Raw genomic sequence first — 18,464 nt, 5'->3', positions numbered from 1 at the left:
AAAGGCGAACGCTAGCATGGCCCCTGCGACGGTCCCTGCCTGCGCTTCGTGCAAACACCGCACCCGGCGGAACGGCGGGGATCGCAGCCGATCGCCGCGGGTCGCCGTGGGTCGCCGTCTTGGGCGCGAACCGCTGGAATCGGCGCAGCGGCCGCACAAACCGGGCAAAACTGAACGAATTCGCGCCACCCCACATGACCTTCGACACCCTTCCCGGCCCGGGAACGGGACTATCGTCCGCCCGTGATCCGGGAAAGACCGAGCAGCGCCGGTCCGAAATCCGCCACACTCCCGATTCGTATCTCGCCAACGCCTCTCCGGCTGGAGTCCGCTGTGACCTTCAAAAAACCGCAAGTCCTGCTGTTGTCCCTCGCCATCGCCACGGTCGTGGCCGCCTGCGGCAAGCAGGAAACCCCTGCCCCGGCCGCGCCGGCCGCCGCCGACAAGCCCGCCGAAACCAGTGCGCTGACGCTCGACGAGAGCAAGCTGCCGCCGGTCAACCGCTTCGTCGTCGCCGACCTGGACACCACCAAGGACGCCTGCACCGACTTCGGCGGATACGTCAACGGCAAGTGGCTCGCCGCCAACGCCATCCCGGGCGACCGCACCTCGTGGGGCGCGTTCGAGATGCTCGACGAGCGTTCCACCGCGGTGCAGCGCCAGATCGCCGAACAAGCGGCGGCCGACACCAAGGCCACCGGCGTGGAGAAGATCGTCGGCGACCTGTGGTCGACCGGCATGGACGCGGCCAAGATCAATGCCCAGGGCCTGGAGCCGCTGAAGGGCGACCTGGCCAAGATCGACGCGCTCGACAGCGCGGAGAAGATCGCCGACTACCTGCGCACCAGCGCAGCCACCGGCGACAATCCGCTGTTCGGCTTCGGCGCCGAAGCCGACTTCAAGGATTCGGCCAACAACATCGCCTACGCCTCGCAAGGCGGCCTGGGCCTGCCGGACACGCCGTACTACTCCGACGCCAAGCACAAGGACAAGCTCGCCGCATACGAGGCCCACATCGCCAAGGTGCTCGAGCTCGGCGGCACGCCGGCGGCCGACGCCGCCAAGCAGGCCAAGGACGTGATCTCGTTCGAGACCCGCCTGGCCAAGGCCTCGAAGTCGCGCGAAGCCCTGTCGCGCGACGTCTCGCTGTACTACAACCCGGTCAGCCCGGCCGATGCCGACAAGCTGACCCCGAATTTCTCCTGGACCAAGTTCTTCGAGTCGCAGGGCGTCGCCCTGCCGAAGATGTTCTCGCTCGCCGTGCCGGCCTTCCACCAGGAAGTCAGCAAGATGATCGGCGAAGTCCCGGCCGACCAGTGGAAGGCCTATCTGCGCTTCCATGCCATCGACGGTGCCTCGCCGTACCTGTCGGACGCTTTCGTCGAAGAAAACTTCAACTTCTACAGCAAGACCCTGCGCGGCCAGAAGGAACTGAAGGAGCGCGGCAAGCGCGTGCTCGACACCATCGAAGGCCAGGCCGGCGAAGCGCTGGGCCAGATGTACGTCAAGGTCGCCTTCACTCCGGAATCCAAGGAGCGCATGCAGACCCTGGTCAAGAACCTCAGCGAAGCCCTCAAGGTGCGCATCGAGAACCTGGCCTGGATGAGCGCCGACACCAAGAAGAAGGCGATCGAGAAGTGGGCCAGCTTCACGCCCAAGATCGGCTACCCGGACAAGTGGCGCGACTGGAACGGCCTGGCCACCAGCCGCGACAGCTACTACGCCAACGTCAAGGCCGCCAACGAGTTCAACTACAAGTGGAACCTGGGCAAGATCGGCAAGCCCGTCGACAAGACCGAATGGGGCATGCCGCCGCAGATGGTCAACGCCTACTACAACCCGCTGCAGAACGAGATCGTGTTCCCGGCCGCTATCCTGCAGCCGCCGTTCTTCGATCCGAAGGCCGACGACGCCACCAACTACGGCGGCATCGGCGCGGTGATCGGCCACGAAATGACCCACGGCTACGACGACCAGGGTTCGCGTTTCGGACCGACCGGCAACATGGAAGTGTGGTGGGCGCCGAGCGACGCCAAGGCCTTCTCGGGCCTGACCGACAAGCTGATCCAGCAGTTCAACGCCTATGAAGCCGCCCCGGGCCAGCACGTCAACGGCAAGCACACCCTCGGCGAGAACATCGCCGACCTCGGGGGCCTGGCCACGGCCTACGACGCGATGAAGAAGGCCGCCGGCGACACCCCGGACCCGAAGACCGACGGGTTCACCCGCGACCAGCGCTTCTTCCTCAACTGGGCGACGGTGTGGCGCCGCAATTTCACCGCCGAAGAAATGAAGGTGCGTCTGCAGACCGACGAGCACGCCCTGGCCAACTTCCGCGCGATCGGCGCGCCGTCGAACCTGCCGGCCTTCGCCGCCGCGTTCTCGTGCAAGCCGGGCCAGCCGATGGTCCGCGAGGGCGACAAGCAGGTGGTGATCTGGTGAGGATCGCGGCGCGAGCCTAGTCCCGCGCCAACGCGAATCGCCTGACGAAGGCCCGGGAATTCCCGGGCCTTCGTTTTTTGTTTTTGTTGTTTTGCGGCTACGCGAGGCGTTTCGTCTACGCCGGCAGGCCATCGCCGCGGCGTATCCGCGCGCGATCGCTCAGGCGTCGCTCCAGCTCAGATACTCGCCGTGCGCGGCGGCGAAAAACCGCATCCGCGCCGCGACGACGTGGGCGAACCACGGGCGATGGACACCTTCGACCGCGAAGCGGAATACCTCGCCGCCGTTGCCGTCGAAGAAGCGCTCGCGCGCATCGTCCGTCAACGTGGCCGGATCGACTTTCGAGAACACCTGCGTGTCGGTACCGGTGCGCCAGCTCATCGGGCAATCGAGATAGCCCACATCGCCGAACTCGATCTGCAGTTGGTAGCCGTAGCTCACGTCCAGGGTGCCGCGGACGATCAGGCTAACTTCGTCGTAAGCGACCACATGGAAATCCATCCACGAATAAGCCCGGATGGCCGCGTCGAGCGCCTGCTCGCCGGTTTTGTAGTCTGGGGTCATGGGCATGACGTACGGGTATGGACATCCGGATAGACGCAAGGCATCGCCCAGTCTAATTCGATCGGCCGCCTGTCTTCCTCAAGTGCCCGCTCGCGGCGACCGAAGGGAGTGCGGAGCCGAGGGCCGGGGTAAGCGAGCGATGCTTGCGAGCCACTGGCTCGCGCGTTCGCGAGCGCCAGGCGCTGGGGCCGAGGCACGGGTGGGTGAGAGTGGGCGTACCCTCTCCCGGCCTGCGGCCAGTATCGCCCCTGGGCGGCCCTGCCTCGGCCCGTGCCCCAACCGCCAAACCCGTTCATCGCCGTCACCGGCGCAGTTGTTAAACTCCCGCATCCCCAGGATGGAATACGCGATGTCGACCCTACGCCCGCTTGCCTGCGCCCTCGCCCTCAGCCTGATTGCCGGCCTGGCCTCGCCGACCGCCGATGCCGCCAAGAAGAAGGCCGCTGCCAAGCCCAAGGCGCCCGCCGCCGCATCGGCGTGCAGCGACTTCTATGCCAGCGCCAACGGCGACTGGCTGCGCAGCAACCCCTTGTCCGGCGCCGGTTCGGTGTCCTCGCTGGAAACCCTGGCCGCCAATGCCCGCAAGCAGCAATTGGAACTGCTCAACAGCGCCATGACCGCGCCGCAGGGCAACGTGCAGAAGCTGCTCGGCGACTTCTGGGCCAGTGGCCTGGACGAAGCCGCCGTCGAGCGCGACGGTTCGCAGCCGATCGCCCCGCTGCTGGGCCGCATCAACGCGATCAAGAAGGCCAAGGAAATCCCGGCCTCGATCGCCGCGCTGCACCAGGTCGGCATCCCGGTGACCTTCAACTTCGGCGCCGACATCGACCTGCAGGACCTGGAACGCCACATCGGCTACTTCAGCCAGGGCGGCCTCGGCCTGCCCGACCCGGCCTATTACACCCGCACCGACGCCGATACCCGTCAGTTGCTCGGCCACTACAACAACTACGTGCAGAAGATCCTGACCCTGACCGGCACGTCCAAGGACAAGCTGGCGGCCGAGTCGCTGTTCGTGATCGACCTGGAAACCCGCATCGCCCGCGCCTCCAAGTCGCTGCCGGACCTGCGCGACCCGCGCGCCAACTACGCCCCGGTCGCGGTCGCGACCCTGGCCAAGCAGTACAAGAACCTGCAGCTGGCCGACTTCCTCAAGGCCCAGGGCGTCAGCGACGACAGCGTCTCGTTGGCCAACCCGCAATTGTTCGCCGAACTCGACAAGCTGCTCGGCAGCCTCAAGCCCGACCAGTGGAAGACCTATCTGCGCTGGCGTGTCGGCGATTCGATGGCGCCGTACCTGGCCAAGCCGTTCCGCGACGCCGAGTTCGAGTTCCGCGGCCGCGTGCTGCGCGGCCACGCCGCGCCGGCGCCCCGTCAGCAGGCCGTGCTCGACGCGATCACCCTCGCCGCCGGCCCGATGGTCGGCCACGAATACGCCGCGCGTTACTTGCCGGCCGCGACCGACGCGCGCGCCGAACAGATCGCCGGGCAACTGCGCGATGCCGTGGGCAAGGCGATCGACGCCGACACCCGTTTCAGCGAGGCGGTCAAGCACGAAGCGCGCGCCAAGCTCGGCAAGCTCAAGATCGAAGTCGGCACGCCCAAGCGCGATCTCGACTACACCGTTCAGCCGATGGGCCGCGGCAGCTTCGGCAGCAACATGCTGATCGCTTCGACCTGGCGCCACCGCGAGGAAATGAAGCGGATCGGCCGCGGCAACGCCGACCGTCGCTGGGACGTGCTGCCGCAGGAGCCGTCGCTGGCCTACGACATCGCCCAGAACCGCCTGATCGTGACCGCGGCGATGTTGCAGGCGCCGGTGCTCGACATGAGCAAGCCCGAAGCCGCGCAGTACGGCTCCTACGGCGCCCTGGTCGGCGCCGAACTGACCCACGGCTTCGACAGCCGCGGCCGCTACGTCAACGCCAAGCAGGAAGTGCGCGACTGGTGGACCCCGGCCGAAGTCTCGGCCTGGGACTCGCTCGCCGGCCGCGTCGCCGCGCAGTACAGCGCCGAATCCTATCCGGGCCTGAGCGGGGTCAAGGTCAACGGCAATCAGGTCCGCGAAGTCGCCATCGCCGACCAGGCCGGCGTCGAACTGGCGTGGTCGGCGTTCCGCGCCGCGTCGCCGGCGGCGAGCAAGGACGCCAACCAGGCCTTCTTCCGCGCCTGGGCCGGTCTGTGGGCGCAGCAGCTGAGCCCGGAAGTCGCCGCGCAGCGCTCGGCCGCGGGCATCCATGCCCCCGGCCAGTGGCGCACCAACGTGCCGCTGTCGAACCTGGCCGCGTTCGGCGAGACCTTCGGCTGCAAGGCCGGCACCGCGATGCAGCGCAAGCCCGACCAACAGATCAAGGTGTTTCCCTGATCGAGGCGGCACCCAGCGAACTGCGATAAGCGATAAGGAAAAGCCCGGCGCAAGCCGGGCTTTTTCGTTGCCTGCCGTGGCCGCGCAAACTCAGAGCAAGGACAACCCGTGCACTTGCGTGCGCTGGGTGTCGATATCCAGCACCCGGCCCTGGTCGTCATACATCAGCAGGCGGCCGTCCTGCTCGCGCACCGACACCGCCGCGCCGTAAGGCCAGTCGATCGCGGCCAGCGAGGCCGCGTCGTTGAAGCGGACCAAGTGGAAGCGCATCGCTTCCTCGCCGTACAGGCCGACCAGGAAACCGTTGGCGAGCGACTTGATGCTGCAGTCGCGCAGCCTGCCGAGTGCATGCGCGGACAACTGCACGCTGCGCCGATAGTTCGACCACGAGTAGGCCAACAACATGCCGTCCTCGTCGGCCGAAACATCGAGCAATTGCGCGCCGGTGATCGGGTGCAGCCGAAGGCGTTGTTCCAGGCTCTCGGGCACGGTGTCGCGCGAACGCAGCGCGCGCCGCGGCAAGCGGTAATGCCAGCAACTCGCGCCGCGCGCGTCCTGGATCAGGAACAACTCGTCGGCGGCGAAGTACTCCGCCGCGATCACCCGGCTGTTGGGCTCGCTGACGCTCCACAACACGTCGAGCGACGGCCGCGCCGCGTCGACCACCAACAGGCGGTCGTTCGACACCAGCGACCAGGCGATGCCGTCGTAACGGTCGGCGGCGAACTGGATCGGCATCACCCCGAGATCGGCGATCTCGTGATGGGCCAGATCCAGCCGTGCGATGCGCGACACCGCCTCGCGCGGCGCGATCGCCAATGCCACCTGCAGGCTGTCGGCGATCGCCAGCTTGTAGGCCGGCACCGCATAACGACGGACGCTGCGGCCGTGACGGTCGATCACCGCGACGCCGGCTTCGCCGAGCGCGGCGAGATAGCGGCCCTCGCCGATCGCGACGATATCGTGCGCGGCATGCAACCCGGCCGCGGGCGCCTGCCAGCGCTGCTCGCCCTGGCTCTCCCACAGCTTGCGCCCGGCCACCGCCGGCACGCCCCAGGGCGGCAGATCGGCGCGCAGCCACGGGTCGCCGGACAATTTCAGCAGGCGCTCCAACTGCTGGCGGTCGAGCGCGTTCGCGCACGCAGCGCGATCGGCCGCGAGCGCCGGCAACACGCGGGTGGCGAGCATGCGCAGGGCCTTGCCGTTGCCCTTGGCGGCGAGCAGCGCTTCGGCCAGGGCCGCGCGCGGCAACGGCGGCGACGCCGGGTCGGCCAGGGTCGCGATGCGCTCGGCATAGTGTTCGATCGTGTCGGGCAACAGCGTCGCGCGCTGCACCAAAGCGCGCGCCGACAATTCGTCGCCGGCGGCCTCGGCTGCGAGCAACCAGCGTCCGGCCTGCTCGCGCAGTTCCGGCTCCGGCCAGACCGCATCGACCGCGGCCAGCCACTGCCCTCGCTCGACCAGCGCCTGGCCCCATTCGCGGCGCAGCCTGCCTGCGTGCTCCGGGTGGTCTTTTTCCAACATCGCGATCGCCGCAGCGAAGGCATTGTCGCGACGCGCGACCAGGATCGCGCGCTCGCTGTCGCCGGACAGCATCAGCAAGCGGATGATGGTTTCCGCCGGCATGTCCCAACTCAGCGCGAGCTCGGCCGCTTGCGAATGGCGCTGGTGGCGCACGAGGTAATCCAGTGCTTCGTGCCGGGCGTTGAGCAGTTCGGCGAGTACGAACACGGCTTCGTCGATCTGGCCCTGGCGGTCGAGTTTGTCGAAGGCCTGGCGATAGAGTTTGCGCAGGTGCTCGCGCTCGTAGTCGCCGAGATTGATGTCGGTCGATGCATGACGATCGCCGCCGAGGCTGAGGTCGCCGCGCCGGCCCGGCGTGCCGAAGGCCTGGCCCAGCGAATCGCCGCGGCCGTCGATCGGCAAGGCATTGCGCAGCGCCTCGCCGAGGTCGCCCTTTTCGAATTGCGCCATCATCCGGCGCAGGTAGGCGCCCTGGCGCATGCCGATCAGTTTCGAAGCGCGGCTCGCCATCGCGAAACGCACCAGGGCCGAACGCCAGGCCTGCGGCGCGCGCGGCGCGGCGCGTGCGCGCAAGGTGCCGGCGGCGCCGTTGCGCGTCTGCGCGGCGTGACCGCTGCGCGCCGGCCCCGGCTCGCCCGACAAGCCCGGAAAACGTCGCAACAGCCAATCGGCCATGCCGTCGCGGGTGCCGGTGACGCGTTCGCGCAAGCTCGGCGGCGCCTCGGTGCCCATCCCCCCGCGCGCACGGCGCAGGAACTCGGCCTGCTCCTTGCTCGGCGGCGGAATACTGTCGCCCAGCACCTCGCGCACGCGCTTGCCGGCGAGCCGGTCGTGGCGCGGCGCGCGCAGGCTGAAGCGGCCATCGTAGGTGTCGTGCAGGGCGTAGTCGTCGATGTCGATGACCAGCGAAGGGTCCAGCGCCTGGGCCTGGGCGAAGTGCAGCGGCTGCAAGCGCCCGCCGACCACCAGTTGCACGTCGGCCGGCGCCAGCGCGGCGAGTTCGTCGGCGGTCAACGGCCCTGCGTACAGGCCATGCGCACCGATGCGGCACAAAGGCACGCCGGCCGCTTCGCTGCATTGCATCGGCCGCGCCTGCTCGAAGCAGAGCACGTCGCCGTCGTCGAAACGCCAGGCGCGACAGCCCATCGTCCAGGCCTGCAGAATGCGTTCGGCGCGCCGTTCCGGCGCCAGCCAGTCGGCGCCGAACCACAACCCGGCGACCGGTTGCCAGCCACGCCAGACCGGATGGCGCACGGCCGTATCGGCCTGCGCCCCCGCATTGCTATTGGTTTCAGCCATCGTCTCCCCCTGTGTAGACGAGCATCTTTCGCGCGCCGTCGCGCAACACCACCAAACGGCCTTGCAGGTCGACCAAGGCGATCAGGTCGGCGTCGACGGCGACGCTGACCGTACTGATCGGACTCGGCGATTCGTACAGCACCGAACGCCCCTGGGCGCCGATGCGCATCAGCGCCTTGCGGTCCGGACGCAAGGCGATCAAACCGATGTCGTCGCCGTCGGGCTGGCTCAGCCCGACCACTTTCCAGTCGCCCGCCAGCACGATTTCGTAGTCGCTCGGCGGGTGATCGGCGATGCGCGCGAATACCCGCCAGATGCTCGAGCGTTCGCCGCCATGCCCGCCGACGATCTGCTCGACGCAGTAACCGCCCTGCCAGCGGTCCACAAGACAGGTACCGCTGAGGAAGGCCGCATTGACTGGGCCCAGGAGCGCGACACGCTCCAGAACCTGGCTGCGGTGAATCGCATGCAGATGCAGATGGCCCTCGTCTTGGCGCAGATAGACCATCCGCTCGACGTCACTACGCGCGATTGCAAGCACCTGATCGGCTATGACTTCATAAGCTTTGTGCTCGAGCCCCACACGCTTCCACGACAATAATTTTCGCTGGCTGGACAGCAGCAACAAATGCCGATAGCCGGAGCCCCGGTTGAACCACACGCAAGGCAGCAAGCGCGCCTTGCCGGTAGTGACATCGAGATCGCCCGGCGGCACCAACGGCAGCCTGCCCATGCCATCGAACTGCCAGCCTTCCAGCCATTCCGCGTGTGGGATCACCCCGGCGAAGTGTCGCTCGGTCAGGGTCGCGGCGACCAGCGACTTGCCCTTGCGCCAGCGCGTGGTCTTCGGCGGCTGCAACCGCGTCGCCTCGCTCGACGGCAAACGATAGACATGGGCGGCGTTTTCGCCGGCAAGCGGCACGGCGATGTGGCGCGCGCCCCAGGAGATCAACGGCGGCTGCTTCAGCGACAACTTGCCCTGGCCGCGCGCGCCTCTAGTGACTTCGGTCAGGCGCGAAACCTCGACGCGCTCGAACTCGCCGCGCAGCAAGGCGCTGGAACGCTCGGGCGGCGGCAAGGCCAGGCGCAGTTCGCGCCGCGCCTGGCGCGAGGCGATGGTCACCGCGAGCTGCTGTTCGGCCGCGCGCGAAACGTCGACGCGATGCCCCAGCCCATAGCCGGCCGCATGCGCGCCGATCGACCAGCGCTCGCCCGGGCTCGGATCGGCTTCGTCCAGCGCACGCCGCCACTCGCGTTCGTGATGGTCGCGCACAGCCTGTGCGTTGCCCGCGCTGTCGGAAGCGGGGCCGCCCGGCGTCAGGCTGCGCGCCTGCAGCAATTGCTTGAGACGTTCGGGCGTGTCGGCCGGATGCAGCACGCCGGGCGCGCCGAGCACGCCCCAGGCGAAGCGCGCCTTCGCCGCCTGCGCGCGTTCGGCCAGCAGGATCCACATCGCCACATGCACCAGGCGCGCCGCGCCGAGCTGGCCCGGGCCGGTGTCGAACACCGCCACGGTCAGCGCATCGGCTTCGCGCGCGACCAGTTTCGGCGACAGGAACAGATGCTCGCCGCCGGCGGCGCGGCGGTCGAATTCTTCCGGCACCTCGTCGGCCAGCGCCCACTCGCTGAGCAACAGGCGCTCGTAATGGCCGCGCCGGCGCAGATCGTCGATGCCCTCGGGCTCGGCCACGCCGCGCTGCGCGCGCATCCGGAACGCACCGAGCATCGGATGCAGGCGCAGCAGCAGATCGCCGAGCAGGTCGACGATCTCGGCATCGAACCAGTCCAGCCACGGCCGCCAGGGTTTGAGCGCCTCGGGTACCCGCATCGGCTCAGCTCCGCCAGTGCGCGCGGATCTGCGCGATCAGCGCGTCGCTCGCCGGCAGCGCCCGGTGCAACGGCACGATCTGCATCGGCTCGGGCCACAGCAGTAGCGGCGACTGCCGATGCCGGCGCGCGATCGCGCGCAGCAGCAAGTCCAGCGGCAGGTCCGGGCGCTGCGTGGTCGGCAGCCACAGCGCCGGCGCTTCCTGGCGCGGCGCGATATAGGCCACGCCGTCGCTCCACGGCAGCGATTCGGCGGCGCCGGTGACGACGACGGCATCGGCGTTCGCGGTCAGCATCAGCGCCTCGCGCATGCGCGCGTCGACGCGCGCGAGCGCATCGAGCAGGCCCTGCGCCGCCGCGCCGATCCCGATCGCGCCTTGCGGCGCGGGCGGGTCGGCCTCTGCGCGCCAGCGCCATTTCATGTCGGCGCGGCGACCCGTTCGACCAGCCGCGCGCGCTCGGCGGCGAGTTCGGGCGGAATCGAATGCGGATCGAAGTTGGCGTCGATCTCGCGCAGCAGGGCTTCCGCTATCGTCGTCGCGGCCGGTGCGTCGGCCGCGCCGTGCAGGCAGCTGCGTGCTGCTTCGATCAGACGTGCGGCGCGCGACACCGGCTGCAACACCGCGTGCTCGACCGCGGCGCGCAGGGTCGGATTGGCCGCCGCCGACAGCGAATCGCGCAAGGCGTCCTGGGCCGCCGCCTGCGCCTCGCGGGTCGGCATCACGTAGAACAGCGGCCACAGGTCGGCGGCGGTGGCGGTGTCGCGGCCGGCGAGCACGGTCGCGGCGGCGATCAGACGCTGGACCTTGACGATGCGCCGGTCCGACAGACTCAGGCCGGCACTGCGCAATTTGCGGATCGCATCGGCCAGCAGGCCGCGCGCAAGGCCCATGCTCACCTGCGGCACGCGCCGGCTCAACAGGTCGATGTCGGCCAGTTCGGTGCGATGCTCGACCGCGGCGCGCTCGGACTGCCAACCGCCTTCGAGCAGGGCTTCGAGTTGGTGGTCCGGCACCGGCTCGACGAACAGGTGCAGCAGGAAACGGTCGGCGAACGCGGCCAGCGATTCGTCATCGGGCAAGGCATTGGCCGCGCCCACGCAGACCCGCAGCGGGCAGTCGATCTGGGTGTGGCCGCGACGGAAGCGGCGCTCGTTGAGCACGCCGAGCAAGGTATTGAGGATCGCGGTCGAACCGAGGAAGACCTCGTCGAGGAAGGCGACCTCGGCTTCGGGCAGCATGCCGGTGACGTCGGTCTCGACCACGCCCTCGCGCAGCCGGCGCAGGTCGACCGGGCCGAACAATTCGGCCGGCTCGGTGAAGCGCCCGAGCAGATATTCGAAGTAACGGCCGCCGAGCGCGGCGGCGACGCGCCGCACCACCGCGCTCTTGGCGGTGCCGGGCGGGCCGATGATCAACAGATGTTCCTGGGCGACCGCGGCGAGCACGATCAGCTCGGCGAGTTGCTCGCGTTCGACCAGGCCGGTGGTGGCGGAATGCACGGCATCGCGGACGCGGGCCGCGGCCTGCTCTGCGGCGGAAGGTTCGGGCGAAAAAGTCATCGACGGACGGCCTGGATCCTTGGCGTCGCCATCGGCGGACGGCGCGCTGGCGGCGCGCGGTCCTGCGGCGGCGGGCTTGCTGACGGGGCGTGGTTCGCGGCCCGGAAACGGACCTGCGCCACAGTTCGCACTGTAGGCGCAGCGCTCGTCGAACCGCAACCGGCGCCACGGTACGGTTGCGATCGCGGACCTATCCTGCGCGGTTTTTCTTTACGCTATACGCCGCCACACCCGGCCAGGATGCCGTCATGCCCGATACCTCCCTCGACGATCTGCTCGCCGCGCTGGCCGCCAGCCCGCACAACCCGGCGCTCGGCATGCTGGTCGTGAACGCCTGCCTGAACGAAGCCGACCCGGACGCATTGATCCGTGCGATCGAACTCGGCGGCGACGCCCTGCTGGCCGACCCGACCCAGCGCGACGCCGCGCTGCGCTTGCTGCTGGAGCACCGCCACGATGAACGCGTGGTGCGGATCGCGCCGGAGAATTCGGCGGCCTCGCTGTTCGCGCGTTCGCGCCTGCTGCTCGGCGAAGGCCGCCGCGAAGACGCGCGCAGCTTGTACCAGCAGGCCATCGCCCTCAACCCGGCGCTCGAAGACGCCGCCCTGGCGACCGAGCTGGCCGGCAAGGTGATCTCGCTGGCCAATGCGCGGCGCATGCAATCGGGCAGCCTGCAGACCAGCATCGCCAACGACGACACCGATGCCGACGACGTGTCGCGGCTGCTGCAGCCGCCGGAGGCGCGGATCGGTTTCGCCGACGTCGGCGGCCTGGACGAGGTCAAGCACCAGATCCGCCGCCGCATCATCACCCCCTTCCTCAAGCCCTCGCTGTTCGAGCGCTTCAAGCGCCGCTCCGGCGGCGGCATCCTGCTGTACGGGCCGCCCGGCTGCGGCAAGACCCTGCTCGCCCGCGCCACCGCGGGCGAATGCGGGGCGCGTTTCTACAACGTGGCCATCACCGACGTACTGGACATGTATATCGGCGAGTCCGAGCGCAAGCTGCATGCGATCTTCGAGACCGCGCGGCGCACCGCCCCGGCGGTGGTGTTCTTCGACGAGATCGAGGCCATCGGCGGCAAGCGCCAGTACTCGCGCGAGGCCACCTCGGCCAAGCTGGTCAGCCAGTTCCTGACCGAACTCGACGGCTTCGGCCAGAACAACCAGGGCGTGCTGATCCTCGGCGCGACCAACGTGCCGTGGGCGGTCGACGCCGCGTTCCGCCGCCCCGGCCGCTTCGACCGGGTGCTGTTCGTGCCGCCGCCGGACGAGCCGGCGCGGCGCGCCATCCTCGAGCTGTTGCTGCGCGAGCGCCCGCTCGGCGACGACATCGACGGCGCCGAGATCGCGCGCTTGAGCTCGGGTTATTCCGGCGCCGACCTGCGCAACCTGGTCGAGACCGCGATCGACGAGGCCATCGAGGCCTCGATCGACCAGGGCCGGGAAATACCGCTGACCATGAGCCACCTGCGCGCGGCCTTGAAAGACACCCGTTCGACCACCCTGGAATGGCTGACCACGGCGCGCAATCACGCCCGTTACGCCAACCAGGGCGGCCAGTACGACGAGGTGCTGGAGTTCCTCAAGCGCCACGGAGGCGGCTGATGGCGGCCTCGGTCTATCGTTTGCCCGACGAGCCCTTGCCGTCCGGCCTGTCGCGCTACGCGGTCGATCCGGTCTGGCCCTTGCTCAGCGTGATGCTGGCCGGCAGCGGCTTCGGCCTGCTCTGGTTCGGCTTCAATTCGCTGGCGATCGGCAGCCCGACGCGCTGGCGCGAATGGCTGTGCATCGGCCTGAGCGCGGTCGGCAGCCCGCTGCTGCTGTTCGCTCTGCTGCTGTGCGAGCAGAACGGTTGGCTGCAGGGCGCGCAGTTGCGCTACGCGTTTCTGAGCATCCTGTTGCTCAAGCTCGGCATGGCCTATGCCGTGTACTTGATGCAGCAACGCTGCTTCGAGATCTGGGAGTACTACGGCGGCCAGGCGCGCAACGGCCTGCCGTTGATGATCCTGCTGGCCGTGGTCGGGCGCGGCGCGCTCGGCGCCGTGCAACTGCCCGCCTTGTTGTCGGTGATCCTGCAATGAACGACGCCAGCCACGGTTACTGGTTGCAGATGGCCGAGCGTTACTACGCCCACGGCCAGATCGACGAAGCCATCGACGTGTTGCTGCGTCTGCTCGGCGAAGACCCCGATCAGGCCGGCGCGCACGCCTTCCTGGCTCTGTGCCTGGTCAAGCGCAAGCGCCTGCATGCGGCCGCGCTGGAAGCCGCGCGCGCGCTCGAACTCGAACCCGAGTCGCCGTTCGCGCATCTGGCCGCGGCGATCGTGGCGACCGCGGGCCGGCGTTTCCGCGACGCCGAAACCCATCTGCACTCGGCGCGCGAACTCGACCCGGACTCGGCCTCGATCGCCGATGCCTTCGCACGCCTCTACAGCGCCTGGGGCCGCGATGCGCAGGCCCTGGAAGAAGCGCGCCGCGCCTGCGAGCTGGAGCCGGCCGATGTCGACTACCAGGCCTTGCTGGCCTCGCTGGAACTGCGCCGCGGCGAACGCCGCAAGGCCGAGGCCCTGGCGCGCGAGGTGCTGGCCGCGCATCCCGAACACGTCGAGGCCCTTTGCGTGCTCGGCCATTGCGAACTCGCCGCCGGCCGCACCGACAGCGCCCGCGACCACGCCGCCTGGGCGCTGCAGATCGACCCGATGGACGGCGAAGCCCTGACCTTGATGGCGGCGGTGAAAGCGCGCCGCAGTTGGCTGCTCGGGCTGTGGTGGCGGTTCCAGAGCTACATCAGCGCCGGTTCGCGCACCCGCGCGGTGGTGCTGCTGCTCGGCATCTTCCTGCTCTACCGCATCGCCCTGATCGCCCTGCCCGAGCATGGCCTGTCGCACTGGGCCGGACCGCTGTCCTACCTGTGGCTGGGGTTCTGCGCCTACACCTGGATCGCACCGAGCCTGTTCTGGCGCTCGATCAAGCGCGAACTGGAACAGGTCAAGCTGCGTCCGGGGTTCTGAGCGGGCGCTGTTCGGCGTTACTTGACCACGCGCAACTTGGTCGTGCGCCTGCGTTCGCGTAAGGCTTCCAGGCGCGGGTCGCGGCGGCGGCCGCCGTTGCCGCCGCCCGGTGGGCGCTTGCGCCAATACAGGATCGTCAGCCAGCCGACCAGCATGCCGCCGAGGTGGGCGAAATGAGCGACGCCGGTGCCCTGGGCGAACACGCCGTAGAACACCGCGGCGACCGCGTAGATGATCACCAGGGTGCGCGCCTTGAGCACGATCGGGAACGGCAACAAGGTCACGGGCCGGTTCGGGAACAGCATGCCGTAGGCCAGCAACAGGCCGTACACCGCACCCGAAGCGCCCAGGGTCACATAGACGTCGCCCTGGCGCGCGGCGATCGAGGCGATCAGCAACTGCAACAACGCCGAACCGATCAGGCAGGTGAAGTAATAAATGGCGAAACGCCTGGCGCCCCATTCGTATTCGAGCGAAGCGCCGAACATCACCAGCGCGAGCATGTTGAACACGAGGTGGCCGATGCCGCCGTGCATGAAGCCCGAGGTCAGCAACTGCCACGGCATGAAGTTGCCGGCGGCCGGGATATGCGCGGGCAACCACGGCCACAACTCGCACCACAGCACCCAACTGCGCGTCGCATCGCCTTGGCTCAACAGCGCTTGCAGAACGAATACGACGACATTGGCGATCAGCAGTTTCCTGACGACCGGCGGGATACTGGAAAACATCGCGGCTCCTCGAATCGGGCGCTATGGTAGCCGCTGCCTCGGCGTCGCACCGTGAGCATCGCGTCGAGGCGCGGCCCGCGCGCAGGCTGCGTTCAGTCGGCCGGGCCCCAGATCTGCGAATCCAGGGTCGGCGCGGCGCGCTGACCGCGCACGCGCCCGTTCACCACCGCCACGCCTTCGGCGCGCAGGCGCTGGCACTGCTCGCGATAACCGGCCGAACCCTCCGGCAGCGCGATGCGTCCGTCCGAACGCAACACCCGGTGCCAGGGCAGTTTGGCGTCGTCGTTCTCGCTGAGCAGGCGCGCCACCAGGCGGGCCCGTCCGGGCAGCCCGGCGCGGCGCGCGACCTCGCCGTAGCCGGCGACTTCGCCCTTGGGGATGGCGCGGATCGCGGCCCGGATGCGTTTTGCGGCAGTTTCGCTGTCCATCGCGGTAGCATATGCCCTGCAACGCGCAGGAGTCGCCCATGCATTTCGAACAGATCCGTACCCATCTGACCCGAGCCGGGTTCCACCTCACCGTCCACGACGAAAACGTGATCTGCATCGAGCTCTCGCTCGAACAGGGCACGCGCCACCAAGCGATCTTCCTGTCCGAACTGGAAGACGACGACGGCCGTCCGTTCGTGCGCGTGAGCACCGCGATCGCTCCGACCACCGGTCTGGACGCGCGCCGCGCGCTGGCCTTCAACTGGGAGAGCCACGTCGGCTACCTCGCCATCGGCGACCTCGACGGCGTGCCCTATCTGCAACTGTGCGAGAACCGCCCCGCCGAAACCCTGGACGCCGCCGAGCTGCAGCGCCTGGTGATGGAGATCGGCGGCGTCGGCGACCGCATGGAACGCGTGCTGTCGGCGGACGGCGATCTGCTGTAAGGCGTCGCCAGCGCCGCCCCTTCTGTAGGAGCGGCGTAAGCCGCGACCACGGGAAGCGCAGAAACGACAGCGCCGGTGCGGCGCATCGAAACGGTGCGCCGTCGCGATGAGCAGGAGCGGCGTCCCACAGGGATTTCCTACGGTCACAAGCCGCGACCGCGTTAAGGCGACAACGCCGCCCGCAAAACATTCGCGACCGACAAACCCAGCAACAAAAAGGCCCGCATCGCTGCGGGCCTTTTTTGTTTCATCGATTCGCGGATGATCGGCTCAAATCCAACCGAAGAATCGCATCGTCTCGAACAGCGCATAGGCGATGCCGCCGGCGGCCGGGATGGTCAGGATCCAGGCCCAGATCATCTTCTCGACCACGGTCCACTTGATCGAGTTGAAACGCTTGGCCGTGCCCACGCCCATGATCGCGGCGGAGATGTTGTGGGTGGTCGACACCGGGATGCCCAGCGAGGACGCGAACATGATCACCGACGCGGCGCTGGTCTCGGCGGCGAAGCCGTGGATCGGGTGCAGCTTGACCAGCTTGTGGCCGAGGGTCTTGATGATGCGCCAGCCGCCGGCGGCGGTACCGGCGGCCATCACCACCGCGCAGGTCAGCTTGATCCAGGTGTCGATGTCGTTATGGGCGATCGCATCCGGCGAAGGGTGCAGGAAGGCCAGCCACGCCGGCAGATTGTCGAGCGTACCGGCCTGCTGCGCGCTCATCAGCGCCAGGGCGATGATGCCCATGGTCTTCTGCGCATCGTTCATGCCGTGGGCGAAGCCCATGCCGGCGGCGCTGACCAGCTGCGCCTTGCCGAAGAAACTGTTGACCCAGCGCGGCCGCGCGATCCGCGCCAGCACGCCGCCGCTGCGCGCCATGAACGAGATGATCGCGAACAGCACGCCCATCACCAGGAAGCCGGCGGTGAAGCCCAGCACCGGCGAGGTGAACATCGGCACGATCACCTTCCACAGCACGCCTGCGCTCTTCCAGACCGGCTCGGCCGGGTGCGACCAGACCACCGCATGCCAGTTGTTCGAGGCCGCCGCGATGGCCGCGCCGCACAACCCGCCGATCAGCGCGTGCGAGGACGAGGACGGCAGGCCCAGCCACCAGGTGATCAGGTTCCAGATGATGCCGCCGAGCAGCGCGCACAGGATCAGCTGCGAGCCGACCTCGACCACGCCGGCGTCGATCAGGCCCGAGGCGATGGTCTTGGCGACCGCGGTGCCCCACAGGGCGCCGATCAGGTTGGTCGACGCGGCCAGGATCACCGCCTGCATCGGCGACAGCACCTTGGTCGCGACCACGGTGGCGATGGAATTGGCGGTGTCGTGAAAGCCATTGACGTACTCGAAGATCAGAGCCGCGACTATCACCACCAGGACGAGCGTCAGCATCGCGCGCGCCTCAGGAGTTTTTCAGGACGATCTGGTAGGCGACCACGCCGGCCTCGCGGCAGCGGTCGATCGCCTTTTCCAGGATCTCGAAGAACTCCTTGAGCAGGAACATCTGCAGGTTGTCGAGCTGGCCGGAATAAATGTCGCGGTACAGCTCGAGCATCAGCCGGTCGGCCTCGTTCTCGAGCGCGCGCAGCTGGTCGTTGAGGGCCTTCATCGGCTCCAGCTTGAGCTGGCGCAGCTGGTGGACCATCTTCACCACCACCCCCGCGGCCTGTTCGAGCATCGCCGCGCGCGGCGCGAAATCGATGTGCTCCAGGTGGCGGGTCGCCAGCGAATAGCGGTCGGCGAACTTCTCGACCTGCTTGGGGATCTTGTACAGGGCCGAGCTCAGCGACTCGATGTCCTCGCGTTCGATCGGGGTGATGAAGCTGTCGACCAACTCCTGGCTGATCTTGTCGGAGGTCTCGCGCTCGCGCTGGCGGGCCAGCTTGAACGCATCCAGCGCCGGCTGGCGGTCGGCGTCCTTGAGCATGGCGTGCAGGGCCTTGGTGCTGTCGTGGGCGGCGACGGCGGCCTCCTCCAGCAGGGTGTAGAACTGGTTGCCTTGGCCGAAAATGGTCTGCAGGGAAAACATGCTGGGGTGCCTCTGGGCTGGGCCGATACGTGCCGGCCGCGCCGGGCCGAAGGGTTTGCGGGCGCGATTATGACGGTTTGAGGTCGCCGCGCCCACCTTGACGGCCGCCCGGGGCGCCCCCAAGACCTGGAAACGCGCACCGATCCTGCCGTCCCGCCCGCCCGGCCTTTCACGAGGGGCGGTCGTGAAGGCCTGCTAAGATCGGCCCCCAGTTCCTTACAGTACGCTCCCCC

Annotated in this window: 15 protein-coding genes; 6 read left to right on the top strand and 9 right to left on the bottom strand. The window is 68.6% G+C overall.

All coding sequences use genetic code 11. The features are described from left to right. The first annotated feature begins 333 nt into the window (after nt 1-333). The gene (locus ACKN61_RS08560) at nt 334-2,442 is read left to right on the top strand and encodes a M13 family metallopeptidase (protein WP_408953122.1); all 2,109 of its coding nucleotides are present in this window, start codon (nt 334-336) and stop codon (nt 2,440-2,442) included. A gap of 159 nt (nt 2,443-2,601) precedes the next feature. Here ACKN61_RS08560 and ACKN61_RS08555 read toward each other — a convergent pair whose 3' ends face one another. Continuing rightward, entirely contained in the window at nt 2,602-3,012 is a 411-nt protein-coding gene (locus tag ACKN61_RS08555; protein WP_408953121.1) for a hypothetical protein, read from the bottom strand. Between the two features lie 343 nt (nt 3,013-3,355). Here ACKN61_RS08555 and ACKN61_RS08550 point away from each other — a divergent pair, with 343 nt between their 5' ends. Further along, nucleotides 3,356-5,371, top strand: a complete 2,016-nt coding sequence (locus tag ACKN61_RS08550) for a M13 family metallopeptidase (RefSeq protein WP_408953120.1) — start codon at nt 3,356-3,358, stop codon at nt 5,369-5,371. Nucleotides 5,372-5,461: 90 nt separating this feature from the next. Here the strand turns inward: ACKN61_RS08550 and ACKN61_RS08545 are convergent, their stop codons facing one another. From ACKN61_RS08545 to ACKN61_RS08530, 4 genes are read right to left on the bottom strand one after another with little or no spacing between them, the layout of a single operon-like run. Beyond that, complete coding sequence (locus ACKN61_RS08545; RefSeq protein WP_408953119.1) at nt 5,462-8,194, bottom strand: bpX6 domain-containing protein; 2,733 nt, start codon at nt 8,192-8,194, stop codon at nt 5,462-5,464. Next, nucleotides 8,187-10,022 (bottom strand): hypothetical protein, encoded by a 1,836-nt coding sequence (locus tag ACKN61_RS08540; protein WP_408953118.1) that lies wholly within the window; start codon nt 10,020-10,022, stop codon nt 8,187-8,189. Before ACKN61_RS08540 ends, ACKN61_RS08545 begins: the two co-directional genes overlap by 8 nt. Before the next feature lie 4 nt (nt 10,023-10,026). Next, nucleotides 10,027-10,443 (bottom strand): hypothetical protein, encoded by a 417-nt coding sequence (locus ACKN61_RS08535; RefSeq protein WP_408953117.1) that lies wholly within the window; start codon nt 10,441-10,443, stop codon nt 10,027-10,029. Beyond that, nucleotides 10,440-11,582, bottom strand: a complete 1,143-nt coding sequence (locus tag ACKN61_RS08530) for an AAA family ATPase (protein ID WP_408953116.1) — start codon at nt 11,580-11,582, stop codon at nt 10,440-10,442. Before ACKN61_RS08530 ends, ACKN61_RS08535 begins: the two co-directional genes overlap by 4 nt. Before the next feature lie 248 nt (nt 11,583-11,830). On the opposite strand from ACKN61_RS08530, the gene ACKN61_RS08525 reads away from it, so the two are divergent. Genes ACKN61_RS08525 through ACKN61_RS08515 form a run of 3 tightly spaced genes read left to right on the top strand, consistent with a single transcriptional unit; the run spans nt 11,831 to nt 14,591 of the window. Then, nucleotides 11,831-13,186 (top strand): AAA family ATPase, encoded by a 1,356-nt coding sequence (locus tag ACKN61_RS08525; protein WP_408953115.1) that lies wholly within the window; start codon nt 11,831-11,833, stop codon nt 13,184-13,186. Further along, nucleotides 13,186-13,662 (top strand): hypothetical protein, encoded by a 477-nt coding sequence (locus ACKN61_RS08520; protein ID WP_408953114.1) that lies wholly within the window; start codon nt 13,186-13,188, stop codon nt 13,660-13,662. Before ACKN61_RS08525 ends, ACKN61_RS08520 begins: the two co-directional genes overlap by 1 nt. Next, entirely contained in the window at nt 13,659-14,591 is a 933-nt protein-coding gene (locus tag ACKN61_RS08515; RefSeq protein ID WP_408953113.1) for a tetratricopeptide repeat protein, read from the top strand. Before ACKN61_RS08520 ends, ACKN61_RS08515 begins: the two co-directional genes overlap by 4 nt. Nucleotides 14,592-14,608: 17 nt before the next feature. On the opposite strand, the gene ACKN61_RS08510 is transcribed toward ACKN61_RS08515, so the two are convergent. Then, nucleotides 14,609-15,322 carry a rhomboid family intramembrane serine protease gene (locus ACKN61_RS08510; protein ID WP_408953112.1) on the bottom strand — a complete coding sequence of 238 codons (714 nt, stop codon included), beginning with the start codon at nt 15,320-15,322 and terminating at the stop codon, nt 14,609-14,611. A gap of 92 nt (nt 15,323-15,414) precedes the next feature. Beyond that, nucleotides 15,415-15,750, bottom strand: coding sequence for an MGMT family protein (locus ACKN61_RS08505; RefSeq protein ID WP_223619300.1), 336 nt, complete (start codon nt 15,748-15,750; stop codon nt 15,415-15,417). Between the two features lie 38 nt (nt 15,751-15,788). Between ACKN61_RS08505 and ACKN61_RS08500 the strand changes: the two genes are divergently transcribed. Further along, entirely contained in the window at nt 15,789-16,196 is a 408-nt protein-coding gene (locus ACKN61_RS08500) for a hypothetical protein (RefSeq protein WP_031372955.1), read from the top strand. A gap of 270 nt (nt 16,197-16,466) precedes the next feature. Here the strand turns inward: ACKN61_RS08500 and ACKN61_RS08495 are convergent, their stop codons facing one another. Both ACKN61_RS08495 and ACKN61_RS08490 read right to left on the bottom strand, forming a co-directional pair. Next, a complete protein-coding gene (locus ACKN61_RS08495; RefSeq protein WP_408953111.1) occupies nt 16,467-17,594 on the bottom strand; it encodes an anion permease in 1,128 nt (375 codons plus the stop codon). A 10-nt stretch (nt 17,595-17,604) separates the two neighbouring features. Beyond that, nucleotides 17,605-18,231: a DUF47 domain-containing protein gene (locus ACKN61_RS08490; RefSeq protein ID WP_408953110.1), complete on the bottom strand. Its 627-nt coding sequence runs from the start codon at nt 18,229-18,231 to the stop codon at nt 17,605-17,607. Between the last annotated feature and the right edge of the window lie 233 nt (nt 18,232-18,464).

The organism is Lysobacter sp. Hz25 (assembly GCF_046097045.1).
In the GTDB taxonomy this organism is placed as follows: Bacteria; Pseudomonadota; Gammaproteobacteria; order Xanthomonadales; family Xanthomonadaceae; genus Lysobacter; species Lysobacter antibioticus_B.
Note: the sequence above shows the minus strand (reverse complement) of the source record. Positions and strands in the feature narration are given on the sequence as shown.

What these genes read in the sequence shown, in the direction of transcription:
- ACKN61_RS08555 (WP_408953121.1), bottom strand. Translation starts at nt 3,012, where the DNA reads ATGCCCATGACCCCAGACTACAAAACCGGCGAGCAGGCGCTCGACGCG.
- ACKN61_RS08550 (WP_408953120.1), top strand. Translation starts at nt 3,356, where the DNA reads ATGTCGACCCTACGCCCGCTTGCCTGCGCCCTCGCCCTCAGCCTGATT.
- ACKN61_RS08545 (WP_408953119.1), bottom strand. Translation starts at nt 8,194, where the DNA reads ATGGCTGAAACCAATAGCAATGCGGGGGCGCAGGCCGATACGGCCGTG.
- ACKN61_RS08540 (WP_408953118.1), bottom strand. Translation starts at nt 10,022, where the DNA reads ATGCGGGTACCCGAGGCGCTCAAACCCTGGCGGCCGTGGCTGGACTGG.
- ACKN61_RS08535 (WP_408953117.1), bottom strand. Translation starts at nt 10,443, where the DNA reads ATGAAATGGCGCTGGCGCGCAGAGGCCGACCCGCCCGCGCCGCAAGGC.
- ACKN61_RS08530 (WP_408953116.1), bottom strand. Translation starts at nt 11,582, where the DNA reads ATGACTTTTTCGCCCGAACCTTCCGCCGCAGAGCAGGCCGCGGCCCGC.
- ACKN61_RS08525 (WP_408953115.1), top strand. Translation starts at nt 11,831, where the DNA reads ATGCCCGATACCTCCCTCGACGATCTGCTCGCCGCGCTGGCCGCCAGC.
- ACKN61_RS08520 (WP_408953114.1), top strand. Translation starts at nt 13,186, where the DNA reads ATGGCGGCCTCGGTCTATCGTTTGCCCGACGAGCCCTTGCCGTCCGGC.
- ACKN61_RS08515 (WP_408953113.1), top strand. Translation starts at nt 13,659, where the DNA reads ATGAACGACGCCAGCCACGGTTACTGGTTGCAGATGGCCGAGCGTTAC.
- ACKN61_RS08510 (WP_408953112.1), bottom strand. Translation starts at nt 15,322, where the DNA reads ATGTTTTCCAGTATCCCGCCGGTCGTCAGGAAACTGCTGATCGCCAAT.
- ACKN61_RS08505 (WP_223619300.1), bottom strand. Translation starts at nt 15,750, where the DNA reads ATGGACAGCGAAACTGCCGCAAAACGCATCCGGGCCGCGATCCGCGCC.
- ACKN61_RS08500 (WP_031372955.1), top strand. Translation starts at nt 15,789, where the DNA reads ATGCATTTCGAACAGATCCGTACCCATCTGACCCGAGCCGGGTTCCAC.
- ACKN61_RS08495 (WP_408953111.1), bottom strand. Translation starts at nt 17,594, where the DNA reads ATGCTGACGCTCGTCCTGGTGGTGATAGTCGCGGCTCTGATCTTCGAG.
- ACKN61_RS08490 (WP_408953110.1), bottom strand. Translation starts at nt 18,231, where the DNA reads ATGTTTTCCCTGCAGACCATTTTCGGCCAAGGCAACCAGTTCTACACC.